This window comes from Maricaulis sp. (assembly GCF_017643475.1).
Classification (GTDB): domain Bacteria; phylum Pseudomonadota; class Alphaproteobacteria; order Caulobacterales; family Maricaulaceae; genus Maricaulis.
This window is the reverse complement of record NZ_JAEPNI010000002.1, coordinates 814,751-834,116: the sequence shown is the minus strand read 5'-3', so window position 1 is coordinate 834,116 and position 19,366 is coordinate 814,751. Positions and strand designations below refer to the sequence as shown.

General features: G+C 60.6%; 17 protein-coding genes. 10 read left to right on the top strand and 7 right to left on the bottom strand.

Annotated elements, in window-relative coordinates; translation table 11 throughout:
• The first annotated feature begins 20 nt into the window (after positions 1-20).
• The 5 genes from JJ889_RS11375 (at position 21) to JJ889_RS11355 (ending at position 5,036) form a co-directional block, all read left to right on the top strand.
• Positions 21-1,247, top strand: coding sequence for a hypothetical protein (locus JJ889_RS11375; RefSeq protein ID WP_291895157.1), 1,227 nt, complete (start codon positions 21-23; stop codon positions 1,245-1,247).
• Positions 1,240-2,505, top strand: a complete 1,266-nt coding sequence (locus JJ889_RS11370; RefSeq protein WP_291895155.1) for a tetratricopeptide repeat protein — start codon at positions 1,240-1,242, stop codon at positions 2,503-2,505. Before JJ889_RS11375 ends, JJ889_RS11370 begins: the two co-directional genes overlap by 8 nt.
• 108 nt (positions 2,506-2,613) lie before the next feature.
• Entirely contained in the window at positions 2,614-3,069 is a 456-nt protein-coding gene (locus JJ889_RS11365) for a hypothetical protein (RefSeq protein WP_291895152.1), read from the top strand.
• Between the two features lie 26 nt (positions 3,070-3,095).
• The gene (locus tag JJ889_RS11360; RefSeq protein ID WP_291895150.1) at positions 3,096-4,229 is read left to right on the top strand and encodes a hypothetical protein; all 1,134 of its coding nucleotides are present in this window, start codon (positions 3,096-3,098) and stop codon (positions 4,227-4,229) included.
• 99 nt (positions 4,230-4,328) lie between these two features.
• Positions 4,329-5,036: a WbqC family protein gene (locus tag JJ889_RS11355; protein ID WP_291895148.1), complete on the top strand. Its 708-nt coding sequence runs from the start codon at positions 4,329-4,331 to the stop codon at positions 5,034-5,036.
• A 10-nt stretch (positions 5,037-5,046) separates the two neighbouring features.
• Here the strand turns inward: JJ889_RS11355 and JJ889_RS11350 are convergent, their stop codons facing one another.
• Genes JJ889_RS11350 through JJ889_RS11330 form a run of 5 tightly spaced genes read right to left on the bottom strand, consistent with a single transcriptional unit; the run spans position 5,047 to position 10,028 of the window.
• Positions 5,047-6,000 carry a glycosyltransferase family 2 protein gene (locus JJ889_RS11350; protein WP_291895146.1) on the bottom strand — a complete coding sequence of 318 codons (954 nt, stop codon included), beginning with the start codon at positions 5,998-6,000 and terminating at the stop codon, positions 5,047-5,049.
• An 8-nt stretch (positions 6,001-6,008) separates the two neighbouring features.
• Positions 6,009-7,025 (bottom strand): sulfotransferase, encoded by a 1,017-nt coding sequence (locus JJ889_RS11345; RefSeq protein WP_291895144.1) that lies wholly within the window; start codon positions 7,023-7,025, stop codon positions 6,009-6,011.
• 11 nt (positions 7,026-7,036) lie between these two features.
• On the bottom strand, positions 7,037-8,029 hold the full coding sequence (locus JJ889_RS11340) for a hypothetical protein (RefSeq protein ID WP_291895142.1): 993 nt from the start codon (positions 8,027-8,029) through the stop codon (positions 7,037-7,039).
• Complete coding sequence (locus JJ889_RS11335; protein ID WP_291895140.1) at positions 8,026-9,132, bottom strand: sulfotransferase; 1,107 nt, start codon at positions 9,130-9,132, stop codon at positions 8,026-8,028. The genes JJ889_RS11340 and JJ889_RS11335 overlap by 4 nt, the downstream gene beginning before the upstream one ends.
• Positions 9,129-10,028, bottom strand: a complete 900-nt coding sequence (locus JJ889_RS11330; protein ID WP_291895138.1) for a lysylphosphatidylglycerol synthase domain-containing protein — start codon at positions 10,026-10,028, stop codon at positions 9,129-9,131. The genes JJ889_RS11335 and JJ889_RS11330 overlap by 4 nt, the downstream gene beginning before the upstream one ends.
• Before the next feature lie 217 nt (positions 10,029-10,245).
• Here JJ889_RS11330 and rffA point away from each other — a divergent pair, with 217 nt between their 5' ends.
• Positions 10,246-11,394 carry a dTDP-4-amino-4,6-dideoxygalactose transaminase gene (rffA, locus tag JJ889_RS11325; RefSeq protein ID WP_291895136.1) on the top strand — a complete coding sequence of 383 codons (1,149 nt, stop codon included), beginning with the start codon at positions 10,246-10,248 and terminating at the stop codon, positions 11,392-11,394.
• Here rffA and JJ889_RS11320 read toward each other — a convergent pair.
• Complete coding sequence (locus JJ889_RS11320; protein ID WP_291895135.1) at positions 11,391-13,238, bottom strand: hypothetical protein; 1,848 nt, start codon at positions 13,236-13,238, stop codon at positions 11,391-11,393. The genes rffA and JJ889_RS11320 overlap by 4 nt on opposite strands.
• A gap of 217 nt (positions 13,239-13,455) precedes the next feature.
• On the opposite strand from JJ889_RS11320, the gene JJ889_RS11315 reads away from it, so the two are divergent.
• Positions 13,456-15,363, top strand: coding sequence for an alpha-amylase family glycosyl hydrolase (locus JJ889_RS11315; RefSeq protein WP_291895133.1), 1,908 nt, complete (start codon positions 13,456-13,458; stop codon positions 15,361-15,363).
• A 514-nt stretch (positions 15,364-15,877) separates the two neighbouring features.
• On the opposite strand, the gene JJ889_RS11310 is transcribed toward JJ889_RS11315, so the two are convergent.
• A complete protein-coding gene (locus JJ889_RS11310) occupies positions 15,878-16,675 on the bottom strand; it encodes a tetratricopeptide repeat protein (RefSeq protein WP_291895131.1) in 798 nt (265 codons plus the stop codon).
• Between the two features lie 93 nt (positions 16,676-16,768).
• Here JJ889_RS11310 and JJ889_RS11305 point away from each other — a divergent pair, with 93 nt between their 5' ends.
• From JJ889_RS11305 to JJ889_RS11295, 3 genes are read left to right on the top strand one after another with little or no spacing between them, the layout of a single operon-like run.
• Entirely contained in the window at positions 16,769-18,118 is a 1,350-nt protein-coding gene (locus tag JJ889_RS11305; RefSeq protein ID WP_291895130.1) for a M17 family metallopeptidase, read from the top strand.
• Positions 18,119-18,153: 35 nt separating this feature from the next.
• Entirely contained in the window at positions 18,154-18,555 is a 402-nt protein-coding gene (locus JJ889_RS11300; protein WP_291895127.1) for a MarR family transcriptional regulator, read from the top strand.
• Positions 18,504-19,349, top strand: a complete 846-nt coding sequence (locus tag JJ889_RS11295) for an NlpC/P60 family protein (protein ID WP_291895199.1) — start codon at positions 18,504-18,506, stop codon at positions 19,347-19,349. Before JJ889_RS11300 ends, JJ889_RS11295 begins: the two co-directional genes overlap by 52 nt.
• Positions 19,350-19,366 lie beyond the last annotated feature (17 nt).

Here is a 19,366-nt window from a genome sequence, read left to right as displayed (position 1 = left end):
CCCGGGGAAGGGAATTCAGAATGAACCAGAACCTTATTCGCATCGGCGCAGGCGTTGTCGGTGTCGTCATCCTAGGTGCCGGGCTCTACTTCGCCTCACAGTCGATGACCGCATCCACACCTTCCGATGAAGAGATGAATGCGCGGATGGCCGCGGCGGAGGAGGCCTATGGTCTCAATCGTTATGGCGAGGTGATGGATATCATGCAGGAGCTGGCGGAACAGGGCATGCCCCTTGCGCAATACCGGCTCGGATTGATGTACGCCAACGGCTTGGGTGTTGAAGTCGACCAGGACACTTCGATCATGTGGCTGGCGCGCGCCGTGGAAGCGGGATTTGAGGATGCGCGCTCACCTTTGATCGACATGTATATGGCGCGAGCTGTGGGCACACAGGATCTCGCTGATGGTCTGGTCTGGTATGAGCGGGCGGCGGCGCTGGGGCAAGCGGAAGCGATGGCAGTGCTGGGCAGCTACTATTTCACCGGTACGGTGGTCGAGCAGGATGTGCCGGAAGGTCTCCGACTGCTGCGGGCAGCAGCCGATGCAGGCGACCCGCGGGCCCAGAGCAATCTGGGTTTTGCCTATGCGAGCGGCACGGGTGTGATCCGCGATGATGAAGAAGCTTTCCGTTGGTATCTGCAGGCGGCGGAACTCGGGCTGGTGCGGGCGCAGGCCGCAGTTGGTCTGTTCTACGAGACGGGACGCGGTGTTGAAGCCAATATTCCCGAGGCCGTGCGTTGGTATCTCAATGCCTATGAGGCCGGTGCGCCGGGTGTGTCGGAACGCCTGGGGCAGTTTGTGGCCGACGGGGTCGTCAGCGCGAGTATCGACGCCGAGGCATCCGAGTGGGTCCAGGCGGCGGCGCGCGCGGGCAGTGAAAGTGCGGTGCGCTGGCTTGAAGCTGAAGGTGATGGCGGCAGTGCCGAGGCGCTGGCTGCCCTGGCAGAGCTGATGAGCGCAGGTGAGGCCGTGCCTCAGAATGCTGCGCGGGCCCTGGATTACTACCAGCGCGCTGCCGCTGCCGGGTCAGCGCCTGCCCAGCTGGAGATGGCACGCCGCCACGCGACAGGGGATGGCGTTGAACAGGATTATCTCCAGGCGCACGTCTGGGCCAACCTCGCCGCCGCCGCCGGCATGGAAGGTGCTGCGGATGAGCGTGCTGTGTTCGCGCGCTTCCTGTCTGCAGAGCAATTGGCTGAGGCGCAGGAACGCGCCTCGAACTGGCGTGAGTCTGTCGATGAGTGATCGGCTGGAGCATATCGCGCGGGTTGTCTCCGTTGCTGCAGGTTTGTTGGTTCTGGTCAGCCTGCCCGCGGCTGCGATCCAGACGGGTTTGACCCGCGCTGAGACGATGCTGGAACGCGGCCAGTTCAGCGAGGCCGCCGAATTGTTGGCGGCTCGGGCGAGGGCTGGTGATATTGAGGCGACGGCGATGCTCGCCCGTCTCTACACCCAGGGTGCCGGGGTCCCGCAGGATTTTGCGCGCGCGGCTGAACTGAATCGCCTCGCCGCTGAACAGGGCAGTGCCATGGGGCAAAACGCCCTCGGGCGTGCCTACTCGGCCGGTTACGGTGTGCCGCTGGATCCCGAACAATCCCTGCGCTGGCTGCGCACTGCAGCGGAGGCGGGAGAGCCGTCCCACCAGCTAGACTACGGTCTGGCGCTGGAGACGGGGCTTAATGGATTGGCAGACCCGGCTGCTGCCGCGATCTGGTACCAGGCAGCTGCGGAGCAGGGTTTTGTCCCGGCCATGACGAGTTTGGGAATTCTCTATCTCCAGGGCAGCGGCGTCGAGCGAAACACGGTGGAGGCACTCCGCCTGTTCGAGATGGCCGCGGAGGCCGACGACCCGCGTGCGCTCAACAATCTCGGATTGATGTATGTGAGAGGTGAAGGGGTTGAGCGGGACTATGCGGCAGCTGCCCCGCTTCTCGAACGTGCAGCCGAACAGGGTGTTTCCGAAGCGATGCGAAATCTGTCCGTCTTGTACGAGAGTGGGCAGGGGGTCCGCCTGGACGAGGAACGTGCCCGTGACCTGCTCGCGCAAGCGCGCGCTCTGGAAGCCGGACGCTTGCCAGCCCTCTTGAGTGCGATCGGGTTTCCCTATGATCCGGGACTGGTTGAGCCGGACTGGCAGGCGCCGCTAAATCCACAGATGGAGGACGCCGCCGCCGCGGGCGATGTGCTGGCGCTCTACGAGACGGCATTTCGTTACCTGCATGGTGCTGGTGTTCGCCAGGATATTCCCCAAGCTGTGACCCGGCTTGAGCGGGCGGCTCGGCAGGGGTTGGGAACAGCCGCCTTCAGCCTGTGCCTGCTCGAAGCCAATGGCGCCGGGCGCCCTCAGAACTACTACTCGGCCTACTCCTGGTGCAGCGTCGCCGCCTATCGCGGTGTGGCTGGAGCGGCGGCTGTTCGTGACGGGCTGGCATCGGCCATTGGTCCGGACCGTCTGGCGGGGGCGCAGGAAAGAACATTGGAAATTCTCGCGATTGAGAATTGAAAATCGGCTCGGCGCCGTTAAAAAAGAATTTGGTAAGTGAGTGCATTTCACTACCAGACGCTGTATAGTGCTTGGGGATCTAGCGCTTGTGGAAATTGGGGGAGCTGAATGCAAAGATATCTTGTTGTTATCACTGCCGTTTTGGCTGTGTTCCTGTCTGCCTCTCAGGCATCTGGTCAGGTTCGTGGTGAGGCGGGTGAAGACAGCTTGTCCTATCGATTCTCCGGAACACGAATCTTCTTTGACGCGAGTCCGGAGCTTTTTAGCTTTACCGTAAGCGTTACGGGTCCAAACGAGTATGTTGGACAGGTCTATTCGCAGCGCCGGCCGCCCAGTTTCCGTCTGGGGGATCATGGCGATGTCGCGGATGGTCTGTACCAGTTCGAGATTTCAGCTGCCTCGCGGCAGACATCGCGCAGTGTCTCTGCAGCCGTGATGCGTTCAAATGGGCGGGATGGATCGAGCCAACAAGCGTACGATGGCGCCCAGGCCTCCGGATCCTTCCGTGTGGTCAATGGCCAAATTCTCGTCTTAGACGAATTGGAAAGTGAAACAGAGCGCTAGGCGCTGCCGTTAATGGGGGAATGCAAATGTATAGCAAGTTTCGGAAATTGAGCGTACCGGCTGCGGCTCTCGCAGTTTCGCTTATCTCTCCGTCTGTTGGTTCGGCTGATATTGTCCACCTGGACGATGTCATCATCGAGTTCAGCCTTTGTGTCGGTAATGACTGCGTGAATGGCGAGAGCTTCGGTTTCGATACGATGCGCCTGAAGGAGAACAACCTTCGCATCCACTTCGACGACACCAGTACGTCAGCAAGCTTCCCGCGGAATGACTGGCGAATTATCGTCAACGATTCCTCCAATGGCGGTGACAGCTATTTTGCGATCGAGGACTCCACGGCAGGTCGCCAGGTCTTCCGCGTTGATGCAGGAGCTCCGGCGAATTCCCTGCGCGTAGACAGCGGTGGCGATGTTGGTATCGGCACCTCCAATCCGGTTGTCGAGCTGCAGGTTGTAGACGGCGACTCCCCGACGCTGCGGCTGGAGCAGAACGGCTCATCTGGTTTCACGCCGCAGACGTTTGACCTGGTTTCCAATGAAGCCAACTTCTTCATCCGCGATGTGACCAATGGCAGCCAGTTGCCGTTCCGCATCAAGCCGGGCGCCGACTCGAATGCGCTGTTTATCGCAGCCAATAACGACATTGGTTTCAGCACGGATTCTCCGACCGACAACCTGCACATTCGTGACGGCTCCGACACTTTCTTCGGCCTGACCCTCGAAGATACGACGGCAACCGGCGGCACGGGAACCTGGCGCGTGGTTCATGGTGGTCATGATGCGACTTTCCGAATTTCTCGCGGCGGCAGTGGCCTGTCAGAGCTGATCCTGTATGAGGGCGGCAACATGACGATTGGTGGAGAGCTCACCACGTCCGGAAGCTGCTCTGCCGGTTGTGACCGCGTGTTCGACGAAGATTACGAGCTGCCGTCCATCGAGGAGCATGCTGAGTACATGTTCGACAACCGTCACCTGCCGAATGTTGGTCCGACTGCTGAGGAAGGCCCGATGAATATCTCGCAGAAAGTCGGTGGCATGTTGAACGAGCTCGAGACGGCTCATATCTACATCGATCAGCTGCACCGTGAGCAGCGGGAATCGCGTGAAGCGATGGCGGCACTGGAAGCGCGCCTGGCTCGCCTCGAGCACACTGCCGACTAATTCGCGAAATCCAAACAATGAAGGGCTGCGAACTTGTTTCGCGGGCCTTTTTTGTTATTGGCTATGTCGATGCAGGATTGAAGGGCAAAGCTGGACCCCATGGCGAGCAAGTCGATCGGAATCCTACAGCCCGTCTATTTACCTTGGCTGGGCTATTTCGAGCAGATCGCCCGGGTTGATGAGTTCGTCTTCCAGGACGACGCCCAGTACACCAAGGCGGATTGGCGGAATCGTAATCGTATCAAAGGGCCTCAGGGGCCGATCTGGCTGACGGTTCCAGTGACCAAGGCGCCGTTGGATACGCCGATCAATGCCATTGAGATTGATCACCGGCATCGTTGGGTCGACAAGCACCTCAAATCCATCGCCGTTCACTATGCTCGAGCACCTTATCGCGACGCAATCCTTGCAGAGCTGGAGGCCGTCCTGCGTGTTGAGACGGCCTTGTTGTCGGAATTGACGACGCGGTTGATCATGCGTTTATCGGCCTTGCTGAAGCTGGAGACCAAGTTCAGCTTTTCCGCGGCTGTGCCGCGTGACCCGCAGGCAGGGCTCAATGACCGGTTGTTGGAAATCGCCCAGGCCCGCCAGGCAAACCATATCTATCTCGGGGCCACGTCAGGCGACTATGTACCGCCGGAATTCTACGCACCGCACCGCATCTCGGTCGAATTCCAGACCTGGGAACACCCGGTTTATGCCCAGCAGTACGGCCCCTTCGTCTCGCACATGTCTGTGATTGATGTTCTGATGAATATTGGGCCCCAGGCGACGGCCGAGTGCCTGCAACCAGTTTCCGCAAATTGATTTGGGCTCGCTAGCCGTCTGCGTCCGGTTCTTTCGTTCCCAGTTGTTCACGGACCAGATAGGCCGGTTTCGCAGACACCGCATCGAGAATTCGGATGAAGTACTGGCCCGCTATGCCGGTCGCTCCCAGATTAAGCCCCCCGATCAGGAGGATGGAGACCATCAGTGACGACCATCCGGTTTCCGTCGTGATCCCGAGGATCTTGCGTACCAGCACCACCCCCGCCAGAATCAGGCTCAGGGCCATGACGACGAGTCCCATCCACGCGATCACCTGCATCAGCAGCGCCGAGTTCCCGAACAGCAGGTTGGAAAACTGTTTCCAGCGCGTGCGCCAAGTGTAGCGCGACTTCCCGACTGAGCTGGCGTCATGACTGACCGGGACGCCGACAATATCCGTTGTAACTTCGCGGATGAGCGCGGGAATAAACGGCCGATTGCCTTGCATGGACAGCATCCCGTCGACAACGTGCCGGCTGATCAGCTTCATGGGTGCCATGGGCACCTTGTGCCCGAGGATCAAGCGGTCAAACCCTCGTTTGATGCGGCTCGCAGCACGCTGAGCCGGGGTGTGCTGCTTGTTGATATGCGTGGCGACAACGACGGCATGGGCGTTGTGCTCCACCAGTGCAGGAATATCTTCCGGCCGCTGTTGCAGATCATCATCGATCGTGATGGCAAACCGGCCGCGAGCTTCTTGCAGGCCGCAGAGAATGGCGCCGGGCTTGCCAAAATTTCGGGTCAGCACCAGGGCTCGCACAGCGTCATGCTGACAGACGGTCAGCAGGCTGCTGCGGGTGCATGGATCGGTAGATCCGTCATCCACGATGATGATCTCGTAACTGGTCTGCAGCGTGGTTTCGAACACGGCCGACAAGCGCTGCACCAGGTCGAGCAGGGCTTCGCCACTGTTATAGACCGGGACAATGACGGAATACTCACAAGCTGTGGCGGTGTGGGGCATGGGCAAACTCATGGAGCAGTGGCCGCGCCTGCGGAGCGCGCGAGCACACGATCAATTATGGCCAAGCGCTGTTGCCGGATTTCCGCTTCTGACGCGCTGCTCACCGCATAAGGCTGGGGCGGGGAAAGTTCCGCCTGTAGCGCCTGGGCGTCGGCGGCGCGCGCCACTTCCGTTGCGGGCAACAGCCCAGATCGTGGCTGGTAGTCAAACTGTTGCATCAGCTTCGCGCATCGCAGTTCGATATAGCGGATGTCTGTGGCCGAAAGCTTGTGCTCAAATCCACCCACATTGCCGGCCATGACGGGCCGGTTGAGGTTCGACCAAGCGTCAATTCGATCCGCGTTTCGGATCGTTCTGTCATCTCCGTGGAAGTCCAGCATACAGGGGTCATAGTCCAGCCCCAGATGTGCGCAGAGCAACCTCGCCGCCCCTGCGGTATCCATCAGCAAGTCTTCATAGCGCACACAAAGTAGCCGGTCTGACGGAGTGATCTGGTCCGCCAGCGCTAGCGCGGCGCTCTGGTCGGCGATCCATGTGTCCACGGCTTTCTCGATGCCACCGGGAATGCCCTGAGTGTGTTGCCAGCTCGCGGCAACATCCCTTGGGTCACGGACCTGATGGACGAGGCGGCACGACGGCCAGTGATTATTGAGGAAAGCCCAGAAGGACGGAGTGTGGTTCTCCTTCACGAAAGCCTGGCTGGCCGCGTCGGTAGACGCCTCCAGCTGGTAGATTGCATCCAGTACAAGGGCAATGCTGCGTGGCGATGACGGTGCCAGGATCGTGTCCCAATCGGGTGAGCTGTTCCAGGAGCCCAGCATCGCGTCAAACGCATCGCGAAAGTCGCGGGAGAAATCAGCCCAGTTCTGATCCTCGGACAAGGCGCCATATCGATGTGCGTTCAAACCGAACAAGCGAAAAAGGTGAGAAGGCGGCGGGCCAGAGACTTGCGGGTGCCCATTCATCAGCGAGGTGATGAAATTGCTCCCGGAGCGTTCGCTGCAGATCAGAAAAGTAAATTGCATCCCGCTCCCCCTCAATGTGCTTCAAGAAAAGCACGTACATGCAAAGCTAACGCGAGAGCCTGGTCTTCCGCAATATTCTTGTCGTTGAAAAGATTTACGGTTTTCGATTGAAGTCGGCGCGTTTCCGGGAGGTCGAATTTCCCGAAGGCGTGTTCAAACCCGCGATAGTGAGAAGATGCGAAAAAGCCGGCTGCACGAATGTGTTCGAGAAGGGCGTGGCTGTCGTGGGTTGATATTTGAAAGCGCCAGGACTGGAATGGGTCCGGCCAGCAGGCTTGTTCGGGTAGATGCTCGCGGTAGATCGCATTGATCATGCGTTTGTGCGCCAGAACAGGAGCAAGGTTTGATTTGACGTGCTTGTCCTGCTCAACGGGATCCGGACCGGCGGTATTTGGAAGCCAGTGGTCGCTGGATCTGCGCAGGATCTCATCCTCGTCCATCGGACAGACCTGGCCTCGTGTTTCCGCGGTCTGAAGTGCAGAGACCAGTCGGCGTTCAGCCGCCGGGTCATGGGGCGCTTCCGGCACCGGGATGTTCAACGGGTCCCTGGCAAAGCCATAGCCGCCGCTCCCCAGGTCCAGCACTTTTCCATATCCCGTGCTGTAAAGGACAAGGTCCGCTTCGGATTCCGTCGGCTCCAGCGATGGCACGCAGAGGCATCGGTCATCGATCAACAGGCTGTTCGAGCCGATGAGCTGGCGCAAGTGCCGAAGGCGTTGTGCCGCGCCGTGAGAGGAACCGTAGGGATGGATATTGATGATCCCGGCGCACGGCCCATGCCGATCGAGAGAAGATGCGACCCGATCGGTGTTCAGGGCCAGGGTTTCCACATCAATGTCGATGAACTCGATTGGCGCGTCCGCGCTCATCAGTGCCAGGGGAACGGCCTCGCAGATATTGCCGGGCAGCAGCCATCGTCCTGCGCTTTTTTGGCGAGCGGCTTGACGACGCGCGAAGCCATAGATCAGGCAAGAGGCCCGGGCCGTGGTGAGACGATGCATCATGTCGCTTCCACTGTCGGCCGGGGCGTGACCAGGTTTGGGAAGATGAACCCTTCCGGAGCACGCGCGGGCCCGCCGTGCCGGCATTGCGCGAGACGTTCAAGTTCTTCGCTCAACCGCTCCGGTGTCCATTGATAGGCACGCATCTCCGTCCGTTCGGGTGGATCGGTCTCAAAGGGGTGAGACCTCAAAATGGCCTCTCTCTGGTTGGCGGAGATATCTGGCGTGTAACCAAGCGCGGTCATCTCCTCAAAGCAAAGGGCGTCGATGAACCGGGCAACCGGTTCCCGCATGTGCTGCCGGTGGCGACCGATACTGGATGTAGAGACATCGTGGAACTCTTCGAATGAGCTGTTGGTGTCCCAGGAACCGGGTTTTGGGTTTTCCGGATAATCCAGCCCGGACAGTGATTTGAGTGTTAAGGTTGGACGTTTCACCAGGTCTTCGTAGCGGAGATGATGGAACCGTCCCTGGGCTTCCAGTGCGAGCGCGTAGAGCGCGGATTTTCGCCATTGTCGGCACAGGTATAAGAGGGGGCGGGATGCACCGGCATAGTCCTCTCCTCGCCCTGTCAGCTGGGAGTTGATCGAGTCGCGCGGATCGCGGATGACCAGGATGCCGGTATGCCCTTCCGCCAGCCAGGCCGGGAGCAACTCCTCGCCGAATACTTCCTTCCAGGCGATCACGCTTGTCGCGGCCTCGGGTTCTGCTGCCCATTGAATATATGCGGCGAGCGCCTCGATCGCCCGGCGGTTTTCCAGCGCACCCAGGCCCGCTCGCGGTGTTTGCGGTGCGGTATACTGTCCTGAATATCCGACCATTGCGTCGAGCCAGTGCGTCCAGAAATCCCTTGCGGGCACCGAGGATTGCAAGAATTCGGTGAATGCCTCGGGCGGGGTGAAGCTGGCAAATTGCTGGTCGGCGAGCGGGTAGGTGTCGGGCCAGTGTCGTGGTCTGGCGGATTTGAGGAATTCCGCCTTCAAGCCGACGGGCAGTAGCGGTGCGGGCTGGGAGCGCGCACGGACTTCTTGATGTTGGCCCAGCAGGTTGATCAGCAGGCTGGTTCCTGATCGCGGGGCGCCCGTGATGAAACACAGCCGGGTCATGAACCCTCCCCGGCAGGGTGAGACTTGCCGGTCCGCCGCTCCAAGATCGCCAGGCCCGCCCAACCGACCAGGCTGACCGATGCGGCGAGCAGTCGGGTACCGCTGGCTATCAGGATTGCCGCGGTCAGAGGGGGGCCCAAGGCAGCGAGTGCTGCGGCGATGGCTGCTTCACGCAAACCAATGCCGGCAGAGGTGAAGGGCACGACAGAGATAACCAGGCCAACACCGCTTGCGGCCAGTGCTATCGGCAGGCTGACTTGCTCGCCCAGCGTCAATGCAACGCTCCAGAGCAATAATCCCCGACCCAGGGCGACACCCAGGCTGACCAGGCCAGCGAGCAAGAGTGCAGGCAGGCGGATATCACCCACTGCCGTGGAGGTTTGCGAGAGGAGCTTTTGCACGCGGGCCATGAGCGGTCGACGCACGCGTGGAAGGAACAGCAAGACAGCTGTGGCCAACACCAGGAGTGTCAGCCCAATGCCAAGCGGACGCTGCAGGCCGGAAACATTGAAGGCAATTTCAGGCGGGTCGGTCAGGATTGCGAACGAGGCAATTGCAAACAGGGCTGTGGTGGCGATCAAGCCCAGCAGGCGGGCGATGGCGACGCCACCGAGCGCCTCCCCGGCATTGGCGGCGAAGCTGGACAGTTTGTGTGTGCGGTAGAGATCACCTCCGACCCAGCCCAAAGGCAGCAGGCTGAGGAGGTTGGCCATGAAGCTGATGCGTTGGCTGGCCAGCCAATGCGCCTTGCCCAGACGGGTCAGGAGGAGGACGCGCGCCGTCTCTCCCAGCTGGACAAACAGGGACATAGCCGCACCGAACGCCAACCAGGCAGGCGCCTGCACGATCAACGCGTCTTGGCTGAGCTCGGTTGCGACGGCCCAGCTGAACCCCATTATCGCCAACAGGGCAAACACGATGTTGAGTAAGCCCTTTAGCGGGGATTTTGGCGCGGTGGGTTTGCACATCCGGAATCGCTAATCCGGTTGTGCAGGCTTGGCAAGAACGAAGCCGTCGCTTCCGCGTTTCCACGCTCATATCGCCTTGCGTTCGGGCCTTGTCCTTCTACCGGCAGCCCGCATACTGACCGTACAGCCGGTCCAGGGGGAAATAATGGCTCAGGTGCCGATCAAAGTGCCGTTCTGCAAACCAGACTACGCCGTAAATGAAACGGGCCACCTGAACGCTGCTATTGCGGAGGGGCGGCTGGAAGGCGGTGGCCGGTTTACCCGGGCCAGTGAGGCGTTTCTGGAGACGATGCTCGGCGCCAAGGCCGCGCTCGTCGTGCCATCCTGCACCGCTGCGCTGGAGATGATGGGACTGGTGCTGGACCTCAAGCCAGGCGACGAAGTCATTATGCCGTCCTTCACCTTCGTCTCGACGGCCAATGCCATGGCGCTTCGGGGAGCGGTGCCGGTGTTTGTCGACATTGACCCGAATACGCTGAATATCGATCCGGTCGCGGCCGAGGCGGCGATCGGGCCGCGCACGCGCGCCATCATGCTCGTCCACTACGCGGGCGTAGGTTGTGATATGGACGCGTTTGAGGCACTGAGTCGGAAACATGACTTGGTCCTGCTGGAAGACGCTGCCCAAGCCCTTGAGGCGTCATGGAATGGCCGCCCCCTTGGCAGTTTCGGTACCTACGCAGCAATCAGCTTTCATCATACCAAGAACGTGTCGTGCGGCGAGGGCGGCGCATTCATCTCCAATCACGGTGGCGATGCGCGCTTGGCCGAATTCGTTCGGGACAAGGGAACAAATCGTGCGGACTTCCTGCGTGGAACCGAGAGCAAGTATGAATGGCTTTCACTGGGGTCATCCTATCTCCTGAGCGAGCTTGCAGGTGCAGTTCTGCTGGGGCAGCTCGAGCGGTCTGGCGACCTCCTTGCAAAGCGCTTGCGATTGTGGGCCCGCTATCAAGAGGCGTTCGCGGGTCGAGATGATGTCATCGTGCCCCGTATTCCACCGTCGGCCGGGCACAATGCGCACATTTTTCATCTCCGACTATGCGACCGGGAGGCCCGGGATGGCTTTTGCCAGGCCATGCGCGAACGGGGTGTGGTTGCGTCTCCGCATTACGTGCCGCTGCATCTGACGCCAGCTGGCCGCCAGCTCGGTCGAGCTGTGGGGTGTATGGATATCACAGTGCGGACGACGGAGACGCTGGTGCGTTTGCCGCTGTTCAGTGCTATGACCGACAGCCAGCAGGCGTTTGTCATTGAAACCGCTCTCGCCCTCCTTGACGGCGGCCGAGGTTAGTCCGTCGCGACTTCTCCCTGCCGCTCCCACAGAATCAAGGGTGAATTCAGATAGTCCGACCAGGTCATGGCGACCGGGGTGTAGGCCTCCGGAAAATCCAGCCCCCGCGCGTTGAGAGCATCCGGCGCCAGTGAGCGATCCCAGGCTGGAGCCTCGAGGATCCACGCCGATTCCAGTGTTTGCAGTGGCAAGCTGTCGTAGGTGTAGTCAAACAGGGCCTGGGATCCGGGATACATCGACAGGATCCAGGCTGAACGCGGCGTGTCCGCGTCCAATTGGAAGGCGACCATTGGTAACCGGCCGGAAAGATCAATCAGCGCCCGACGCGGTGCATCCGCGGGCTGGCTGTTTCGAACCTGTGCAAATGTGGTGAGCAATTCCCGTGTAGGGGCGTCGACGCGCATAAATCGAGTGCCACGCCCCTCCGGGACAGCCTCTGTCTGTTCCGAGAGCGGAGCCGGCAGGCGGTAGGGTATATCAAGCAGGTTTTTCACCGGCAGCAGGCAAAGCACCGCGCTGGTGGCAAGCGCAACCGAGAAGCGGATATCAATCTGCCGGGAGTGGGTGCTCAGTGTCACCAGGCACAGGGCGGCCAGAAGCACGCCGGAATACCGGAAATAGGTGGCGTACCAACCGCTCTGTGTCCCGAAGAATGCTGCGATGCCCAGCACGAGGGCAATCAGCACTACGCAAACGCGCGGCAGCCAGGCTGAGGCGGGTGAACGATAGATCAAGGCGAGAAGAGTGGCGATGAGGCTGCCGCCAACGGCAGTTGTTACCAGTGCGAAGCTCTGCAGGCTGAAATTGGTGCGTCGCGGTAGCTCGCCAAACAGTAGTGCCTGATAGTCGGCGCTTTGCAGGCCGATGGCGATCGCCAGAATGATCAATAACAGGCCGCTCAACCAGCCACTGTATTGACGTGTCCGGCCGGTCAGGGCGGGGCGTGAGAGTTGAAGGGCGAAGAGTGAGGTCGCTGCTGCGATGATAACCGGGTACGCAGAAAGGAACGTGCCGCTCTGCCTCGTCAGATAGGAAATACCATGGCTGAGAAAGTCTCGTCGGGCCAGGATTTCCCGTCTTAAAAAGCCGCCCTCCATGCGCTCGAGGGTCACCCAGACGGGTTCTATGATCAGCGATTGGACAATCAGATAAGCTGACAATCCGACCGCGACCCAGCCGGCAGCCTTGGCGAGCTCTTGCAGGCGCGGCCGTGCCACGATCAGCACCAGTGGAATGACGGACGCTATGACGAAGGCCGGAGCGATCAGGCGCGAGAGGAAGAGCGGAAACGATATCGCGCCGGCGATGATCAATTCGGTGCGGGACGACCGCGCGGAGTGCGACAGTTTGCCGGAAACCCTGAACGCCAGAGCGTAGATTAGCAATAACAGGGAGTAACCCAGGGAGTTGTAGGACGGGTCAGGCAGCCAGAATGTGTAGATCGGGATGATCGAGACCGTCGCGAGAGCGGCGTAGTGCAGATTGCGTTTTGGATTGTGTGGCAGGTCCCGCTCGATGAACTCGTGTGCGCTTCGGACGAAGAGGAACGCAGTGCCAAAGAGCAGGGCGAGAGTGATGAAGCGGTGAAAAAGAAACAGCTCCGTAAAGGCCAGAAAGCGCCACACAACGGAATACTGCGTGGTTTGCATATCGATCTGGGGCAGGTTGAAAATTGAGCTGTAATAGTAACCCGTGTCGGAGAAATCGAGTCCGCGCGGCAAGCTCACAACCAGGGTGAGGAGAAGGCCGACTATGAAGGCCGAGATCGCATATTCCACCATCGCTGTGACGCGCATGGTCGGCACGATCTGGCGGATATTCGCTAGCAGCTTGGCTGTCTTCATCTGTTGTTTCCCCCTCTTGCCAACAAGCAATCAGAGCCCGGGCTGATTGTCCATCTTGCGAGGGTGTGCGCTGCCATCTGCTGAGTGGTTGGGGTTTCGCCGCGATTGGGTGTTTGGGAACTTATGCAAAAATAAGCAAACTAACGCAGAATAATTTCTATTGTTCATAATATACTTTGCATATAGCCTACAAAAAAATGCGAATATGGGGATGTGAATGGCGCGTGTTCTCTTGAAGGCTGGAGTGTTGAGTGGTGTTGCGTGTCTGCTTGCGTCTTGCGAGGAGCTTGACCGGCAGCAGGCGGAACCGGTCGTTGACCCGGGTCTCCAGGCTGTGGCCGAACAAGATGCGCCGGTGATGGAGCTGGAGCGCCAGCCGCGCGATGAGATCATCTATTTCGTCATGCCGGACCGGTTTGAAAATGGTGATACAGCCAATGATCTGGGCGGTCTTGAGGGCGAGCGTCTTGATCATGGTTATGACCCCACCGATCCGGGCTTTTATCATGGCGGCGATATCGCCGGCCTGACCCAGCGGCTCGACTATATCCAGGGTCTGGGTGCGACGGCGATCTGGCTGACACCGATCTTCCAGAACCGCGCGGTTCAGGGCGAGGGCGACTGGGCCTCGTCCGCCTATCATGGCTATTGGATCACCGATTTCCTGCGTCCCGACGCGCATCTGGGCGAGCGCGAGGAGTTTCGCGCCTTTGTCGAGGCTGCGCATGCCCGGGGCATGCGGGTCTATATGGACATCATCACCAATCACACCGCGGACGTGATCGCCTATCGCGAATGCCATGACCCGACGTCCGAGCTCTATATCGATCCGGACGGCCAATGCCCCTATCGCCGCCGCGCGGATTATCCGTTCACCACGGTGGGTGGTCCCGATGGCGAGCCGATCAATGACGGCTTCCTGGGCGACGATCCGGTACATCTGACGCCGGAGAATTTCGCCAATCTGACGCGTCCCGATTTTGCCTATACGCCCTACATCCCCGAGGGCGTCGACGGCGAGCGCAATCCGCCCTGGCTCAATGACATGACGCTTTACCACAATCGCGGCGAGAGTTTCTGGTTCGGCGAGAGCGAGCTTTACGGTGATTTTGCCGGGCTGGACGATCTCAATACCGAGCACCCGACCGTCGTGCGCGGCATGATCGATATCTACAAGTCCTGGATCACCGACTTCCGCATTGATGGCTATCGCATCGACACCGCCAAGCATGTGCGTCCGGAATTCTGGGCCGAGTTCACGCCGGAGATCATGGCCCATGCCCGGGCCGAGGGCATCGAGCACTTCCATGTCTTTGGTGAGGTATATGAAGGCGATCCGGGTCAGCTGGCGCGTTACATCACCCAGGCGCGTTTGCCGGCCTTCCTGGACTTTGCCTTCCAGGGCACAGCCCAGGGCTTCGTTACCGGTGCAGAGCCGGGCATGCGCTTCCAGGAATTGTTCAACATCGATCACGTCTACCCGGGTGGCGAGGCGACAGCAGCGATCCTGCCGACCTTCCTCGGCAATCACGACATGGGCCGCATGTCGATGTTCATCCGCAATGCTCATCCCGACATTTCCGATGCCGAGCTGCTCGACCGCCTGGTCCTGGCCCATGGCCTGATGATGTTCTCGCGTGGTGTGCCCACTATCTATTATGGCGACGAGCAGGGTTTCATCTCCGATGGCAATGACCGTGCCGCGCGTGAGAACATGTTCCCGAGCGTAGTCGAGAGCTATAACGACAATGATCTGGTTGGCACCGATGCCACGACGGCAGGCGATAATTTCGATACCGGTCATCCGCTCTACCAGGCGATCGCACGCATGGCGGAGATCCGCCAGTCCAATGAGGTGATCCGCCGCGGACGTCTTCTGACCCGCTATGCCGGAAACGAGGAAAGTGTCCTGGTGATTTCGCGCATTGATGAAGCCTCCGGGGATGAAGTGCTGATTGCCTTCAATGCCGAGAACGTCGCACGTCAACTCAATGTCGAGGTTGATGGCCGCAATACACGTTGGGAAGCCTTGTGGGGCGAATGCGGGACAAGCTCTGCTGCTGTTGGCACATTCGCGCTGGACATCCCGGCCCATGGTTTTGTCGTCTGCCGCGCTGTGCGCTAGCACCAAAATCTCCACGCGCCCAGGCGCTGGAGTGATGACGGGAGTGCAGGGCGGTCCGGGGACCGGGAAGGCTCGATAGGTGTTGGTGTGGGGTGGTCCCGAAAAGACCGCCCTGCACGCAATGACCTGACCGGCCGCACGTCTCCGACGATGACGTGTCAGCCAATGTCCAGAATGGCCAGGACATCACACCTCCCCACATTCCGGAACGGTCTAGAAACGTCCCGCCTCGGGAAGGTGGGATGATTATGGGGGAGGATCGAGCGCTGTGGATATCTTCCCCGCTCGCGGGGAAGTGGGCTCGCCGAAGCCAGCGGCGAAGGCGAGGTCGAAGGGGGGGCTAACGCCAGTGAGCACAATACCTACGCGTTACGCGCTCCGGCCCCTCCGTCCCTTCGGGACACCTCCCCGAGGGGGAGGATAAGCAATGCTCCCCTTCGCCCATCAAGCGCGAGGATGAGTTGATCAGTGCTTTCGGTGCTCGGGCGTTACCCGTATTTCAGCCCTGCCAGCCCTAGCGGCCGGCGACGGCATCATAGCGACGCTGGCTGGTCAGCATGGAGCGGACATAAGCCATGTTGGCTTCCGCCATCTCCGGGGACACATCCACGCGGGCCATTTCCTCCGCTTCGTCGAAACGCCCCTGGAGGGCCATCACGAGCGCGAGGTTCTGGCGAACGGTGGAATCGGCGCCCGGGCGGATCATGGCTTCGCGCAACAGGCGCTCGGCTGTTCCCGCCTCACCGGAGAGTGCGTAGGACATCGCCAGGTTGGACATGACGGAGGGTTCGCTGGGGGCGTAACGCATGGCTTCGCGCAGGGTGGTTTGAGCCCGGTCGCTCTGACCGGCCTGTTCCAGTGCAACGCCCAGCACGTTCAGCGTACGCCAGTCGGTCGGATTGGCCTGGCTGGCGCGGGTCAGCGGTTCGATGGCGGCGGCACCGCGTCCGCTGGCAGCCATGGCCGTGCCGTAGGCAATGAGCAGTTCGCTGTCATCGGGATAGAGCGCCAGCGCTTGGCGGGAGACTTCTGCTGAACGCACTGGATTGCCGATATGGCGCAGTACATTGGCCAGTTCCAGCGAGGCCTCGCGATCGGACGGGTTGAGCTCATAGGCCTCGGCCCAGAAGGCGGCCTGGGTCAGCAAGTCCTGGCTGCTAATGGCATCACGCTCTGCACGGGTGGCCGGAACGATCGAGGTGGCGTCGAGTTCAGCACGCAGGGCCAGTTCCTGTTCGGTCGGCGCCGTCGTCGTCGCACAACCGGCCAGGGCGGTTACGGATACAAGGCATGTCACGAGGGCGGCGCGCATCTTCTCACCTTTAGCTGAGTGTTCGACTTGAACTTGCCGCGCTCCGGTCAAGAATGGGTTAACTTGTTTCGAAATGCCGGCCGGGAGGACGCCATGCCAGCCATCTCACTCGAATCCGAAAACGCCCGTGTCTTGCGCCTGGTCAGCAAGGCGGATCGCGATGAGGTCGTCGCGGCGCTGGGCGCTGAAGCGGTGGCCGAGCGTTTCAAGGGAAAACCAGGCGAAATTGTCATGCTGCCGGGCGGGGAGGTTGCAGCCCTGTTTGGTATCGGTGATGGCAAGAGCGAGTTCGCGCTGGGTGCCGCCGCCCTGTCACTTCCGGTAGGTGAATGGCGTATCGAAAACCTGCCGGAGGGGTGGGATGCGGAACTGGCCGCTGTGGCCTGGTGTCTGGGTGCCTACAAGTTCACCACCTACAAGCCGGCCGACCGTGAGCCGGCGCACCTGGTCCTGCCGTCCGAGGCCGATGCGGAGACGGTCTGCGCCATTGCCGATGCGTCTGAACTGACGCGAAACCTGGTCAACACACCGGCCCAGGACATGGGTCCGGTCGGGCTGGAACAGGCGTTCCGCGATCTGGCCGGGCAGTTCGATGCCCAGGTGCGCGTGACCGAGGGCGATGCTCTCGTCGAGCAGAATTATCCGATGATCCACGCTGTGGGCCGGGCGGCCGGCGAGGCGCCGCGCCTGCTGGAACTGGAATGGGGCAATCCCGACCATCCGCGTGTCTCGGTGATCGGCAAGGGTGTGTGTTTCGACAGTGGTGGTCTCGACCTCAAGGCGGCGAAATTCATGCGCCTGATGAAGAAGGATATGGGGGGCGGCGCCAATGCCATGGGCCTTGCGCACATGATCATGGCGACGGACCTTCCGGTGCGTTTGCATCTGCTGGTCCCGGCTGTCGAGAATGCTGTCTCCGCCGGTGCTTTCCGTCCAGGCGATATCATCGCCTCGCGTAAGGGGCTCAAGGTCGAGATCGACAATACAGATGCCGAAGGTCGCCTTGTGCTGGGTGACGCGCTGACCCGCGCTTGTGAGGACGAGCCGGAGCTGGTCATTGATTTCGCAACGCTGACCGGTGCTGCACGCGTAGCGCTCGGTCCGGAAGTCATGCCCTTCTATACCGATGATGAAGACCTGGCCGCGGCGTTGTCCGACGCTGGCAAGACGGTTGATGACCCGCTGTGGCGCATGCCGCTGTGGGACGGGTATGATCGTTATCTGGACGGCGAGATTTCCGACCTGGTCAATTCCGATGGCAGCGGTTTTGCCGGCTCCATCACTGCCGCGCTTTTCCTGCGCAATTTTGTCGATACGACAAAATGGGTGCATTTCGACATTTTCGCGTGGAATCCCAAACCCCGTCCGGGGCGCCCCAAGGGCGGCGAGATCCAGGCGACACGCGCCGTTTACCAAATGCTCAAGGACCGTTTCGTAGACTGACCCAAACGAACAGGGTTGTTCACGGGAGTAGGCGCATGGCTTCAGCGGCCATGACATCGCTGGAGACACTGCATCGCGTCAGTTCGGAAGTTGTCCGGACTGGCGATGTGGACCTGTCATCGCGCCAGTTTGCTGTTCTGCTGTCTGTTTTCATGCGATCAGAAGCGGATTCAATCCGCGAGCTCTCCACCCGTCTCGATTTGCCCAAACCCGCTGTTACCCGCGCGCTTGATGTGTTGGAGGGGCACGGTTTTGTCCGCCGCAAACGGGATCGTGACGACAAGCGGGATGTCTCTGTCCACCGCACTGTCAAAGGGGCGGTCTTCCTGTACGATTATGGCGAGAACGTCGCCAGCCACGCGGAGGAGAGCGTCAAGTGTCTGAAATGGATCGCCGCCTTACGCCCGCCAGATCCGATCTCGCTGCAAGTTTCCTGAAAGACCGGGTGAGTGCCGAACGCTATGTCGACCCGGTTGACCACCGCTGCATTCTCCCCTCTGCTGCCATTCGCCGTGATGCGTCTGCCACTGCCGGAATGGACGACCAGGTGCTCTACGGTGAGGACTTTGCGGTCCTGGAAGAGCGTGAAGGCTGGTGCTGGGGATTTTCCCGGGCAGATGGATATGTCGGCTGGGTCGAGGCCGGCGCGCTGAGCGGTGAAACGCTCAAGGCCGATCACAAGATCACAGCCCTGCGCACCTATCTTTTTCCCGAACCGAATTTCAAGAAACCACCAATCGCGCTATTGAACCTGAATGCCCGTTTCGCGGCAGGCGTGGTCGAAGGCCGGTTCGTTGAAGCTCGAGGTGCCGGCTGGGTCACGACTGAACATACAGCGCCTCTCACCGAGTTTGCCGGAGATTTTGTCGCCGTGGCGGAAGCCCATCTGGGCGCGCCCTATCTGTGGGGCGGCAAGGAGAGCCTGGGGCTGGACTGCTCCGGCCTGGTGCAGATGGCGCTCATGGCTGCCGGTATCGACGTGCCGCGTGATGCCGACCAGCAGGAAGCCGCTCTCAAGGAGATGTGGGACGACGTGACCGCCGATGTCGAGCGGGTACGAGGTGATATTGTCTTCTGGCCCGGCCACGTCGGTATCCTGACCGACAGTGAGCATTTGCTGCACGCCAATGCCTTCACCATGGATGTGACACTGGAGCCTTTCGCAGAAGCCGAGCGTCGCATTCGCGTAGCCGAAAACCCGGTGCGGACCATAGTGCGCCTGCCGCGCTAGATCGTAAAACCCGGCCA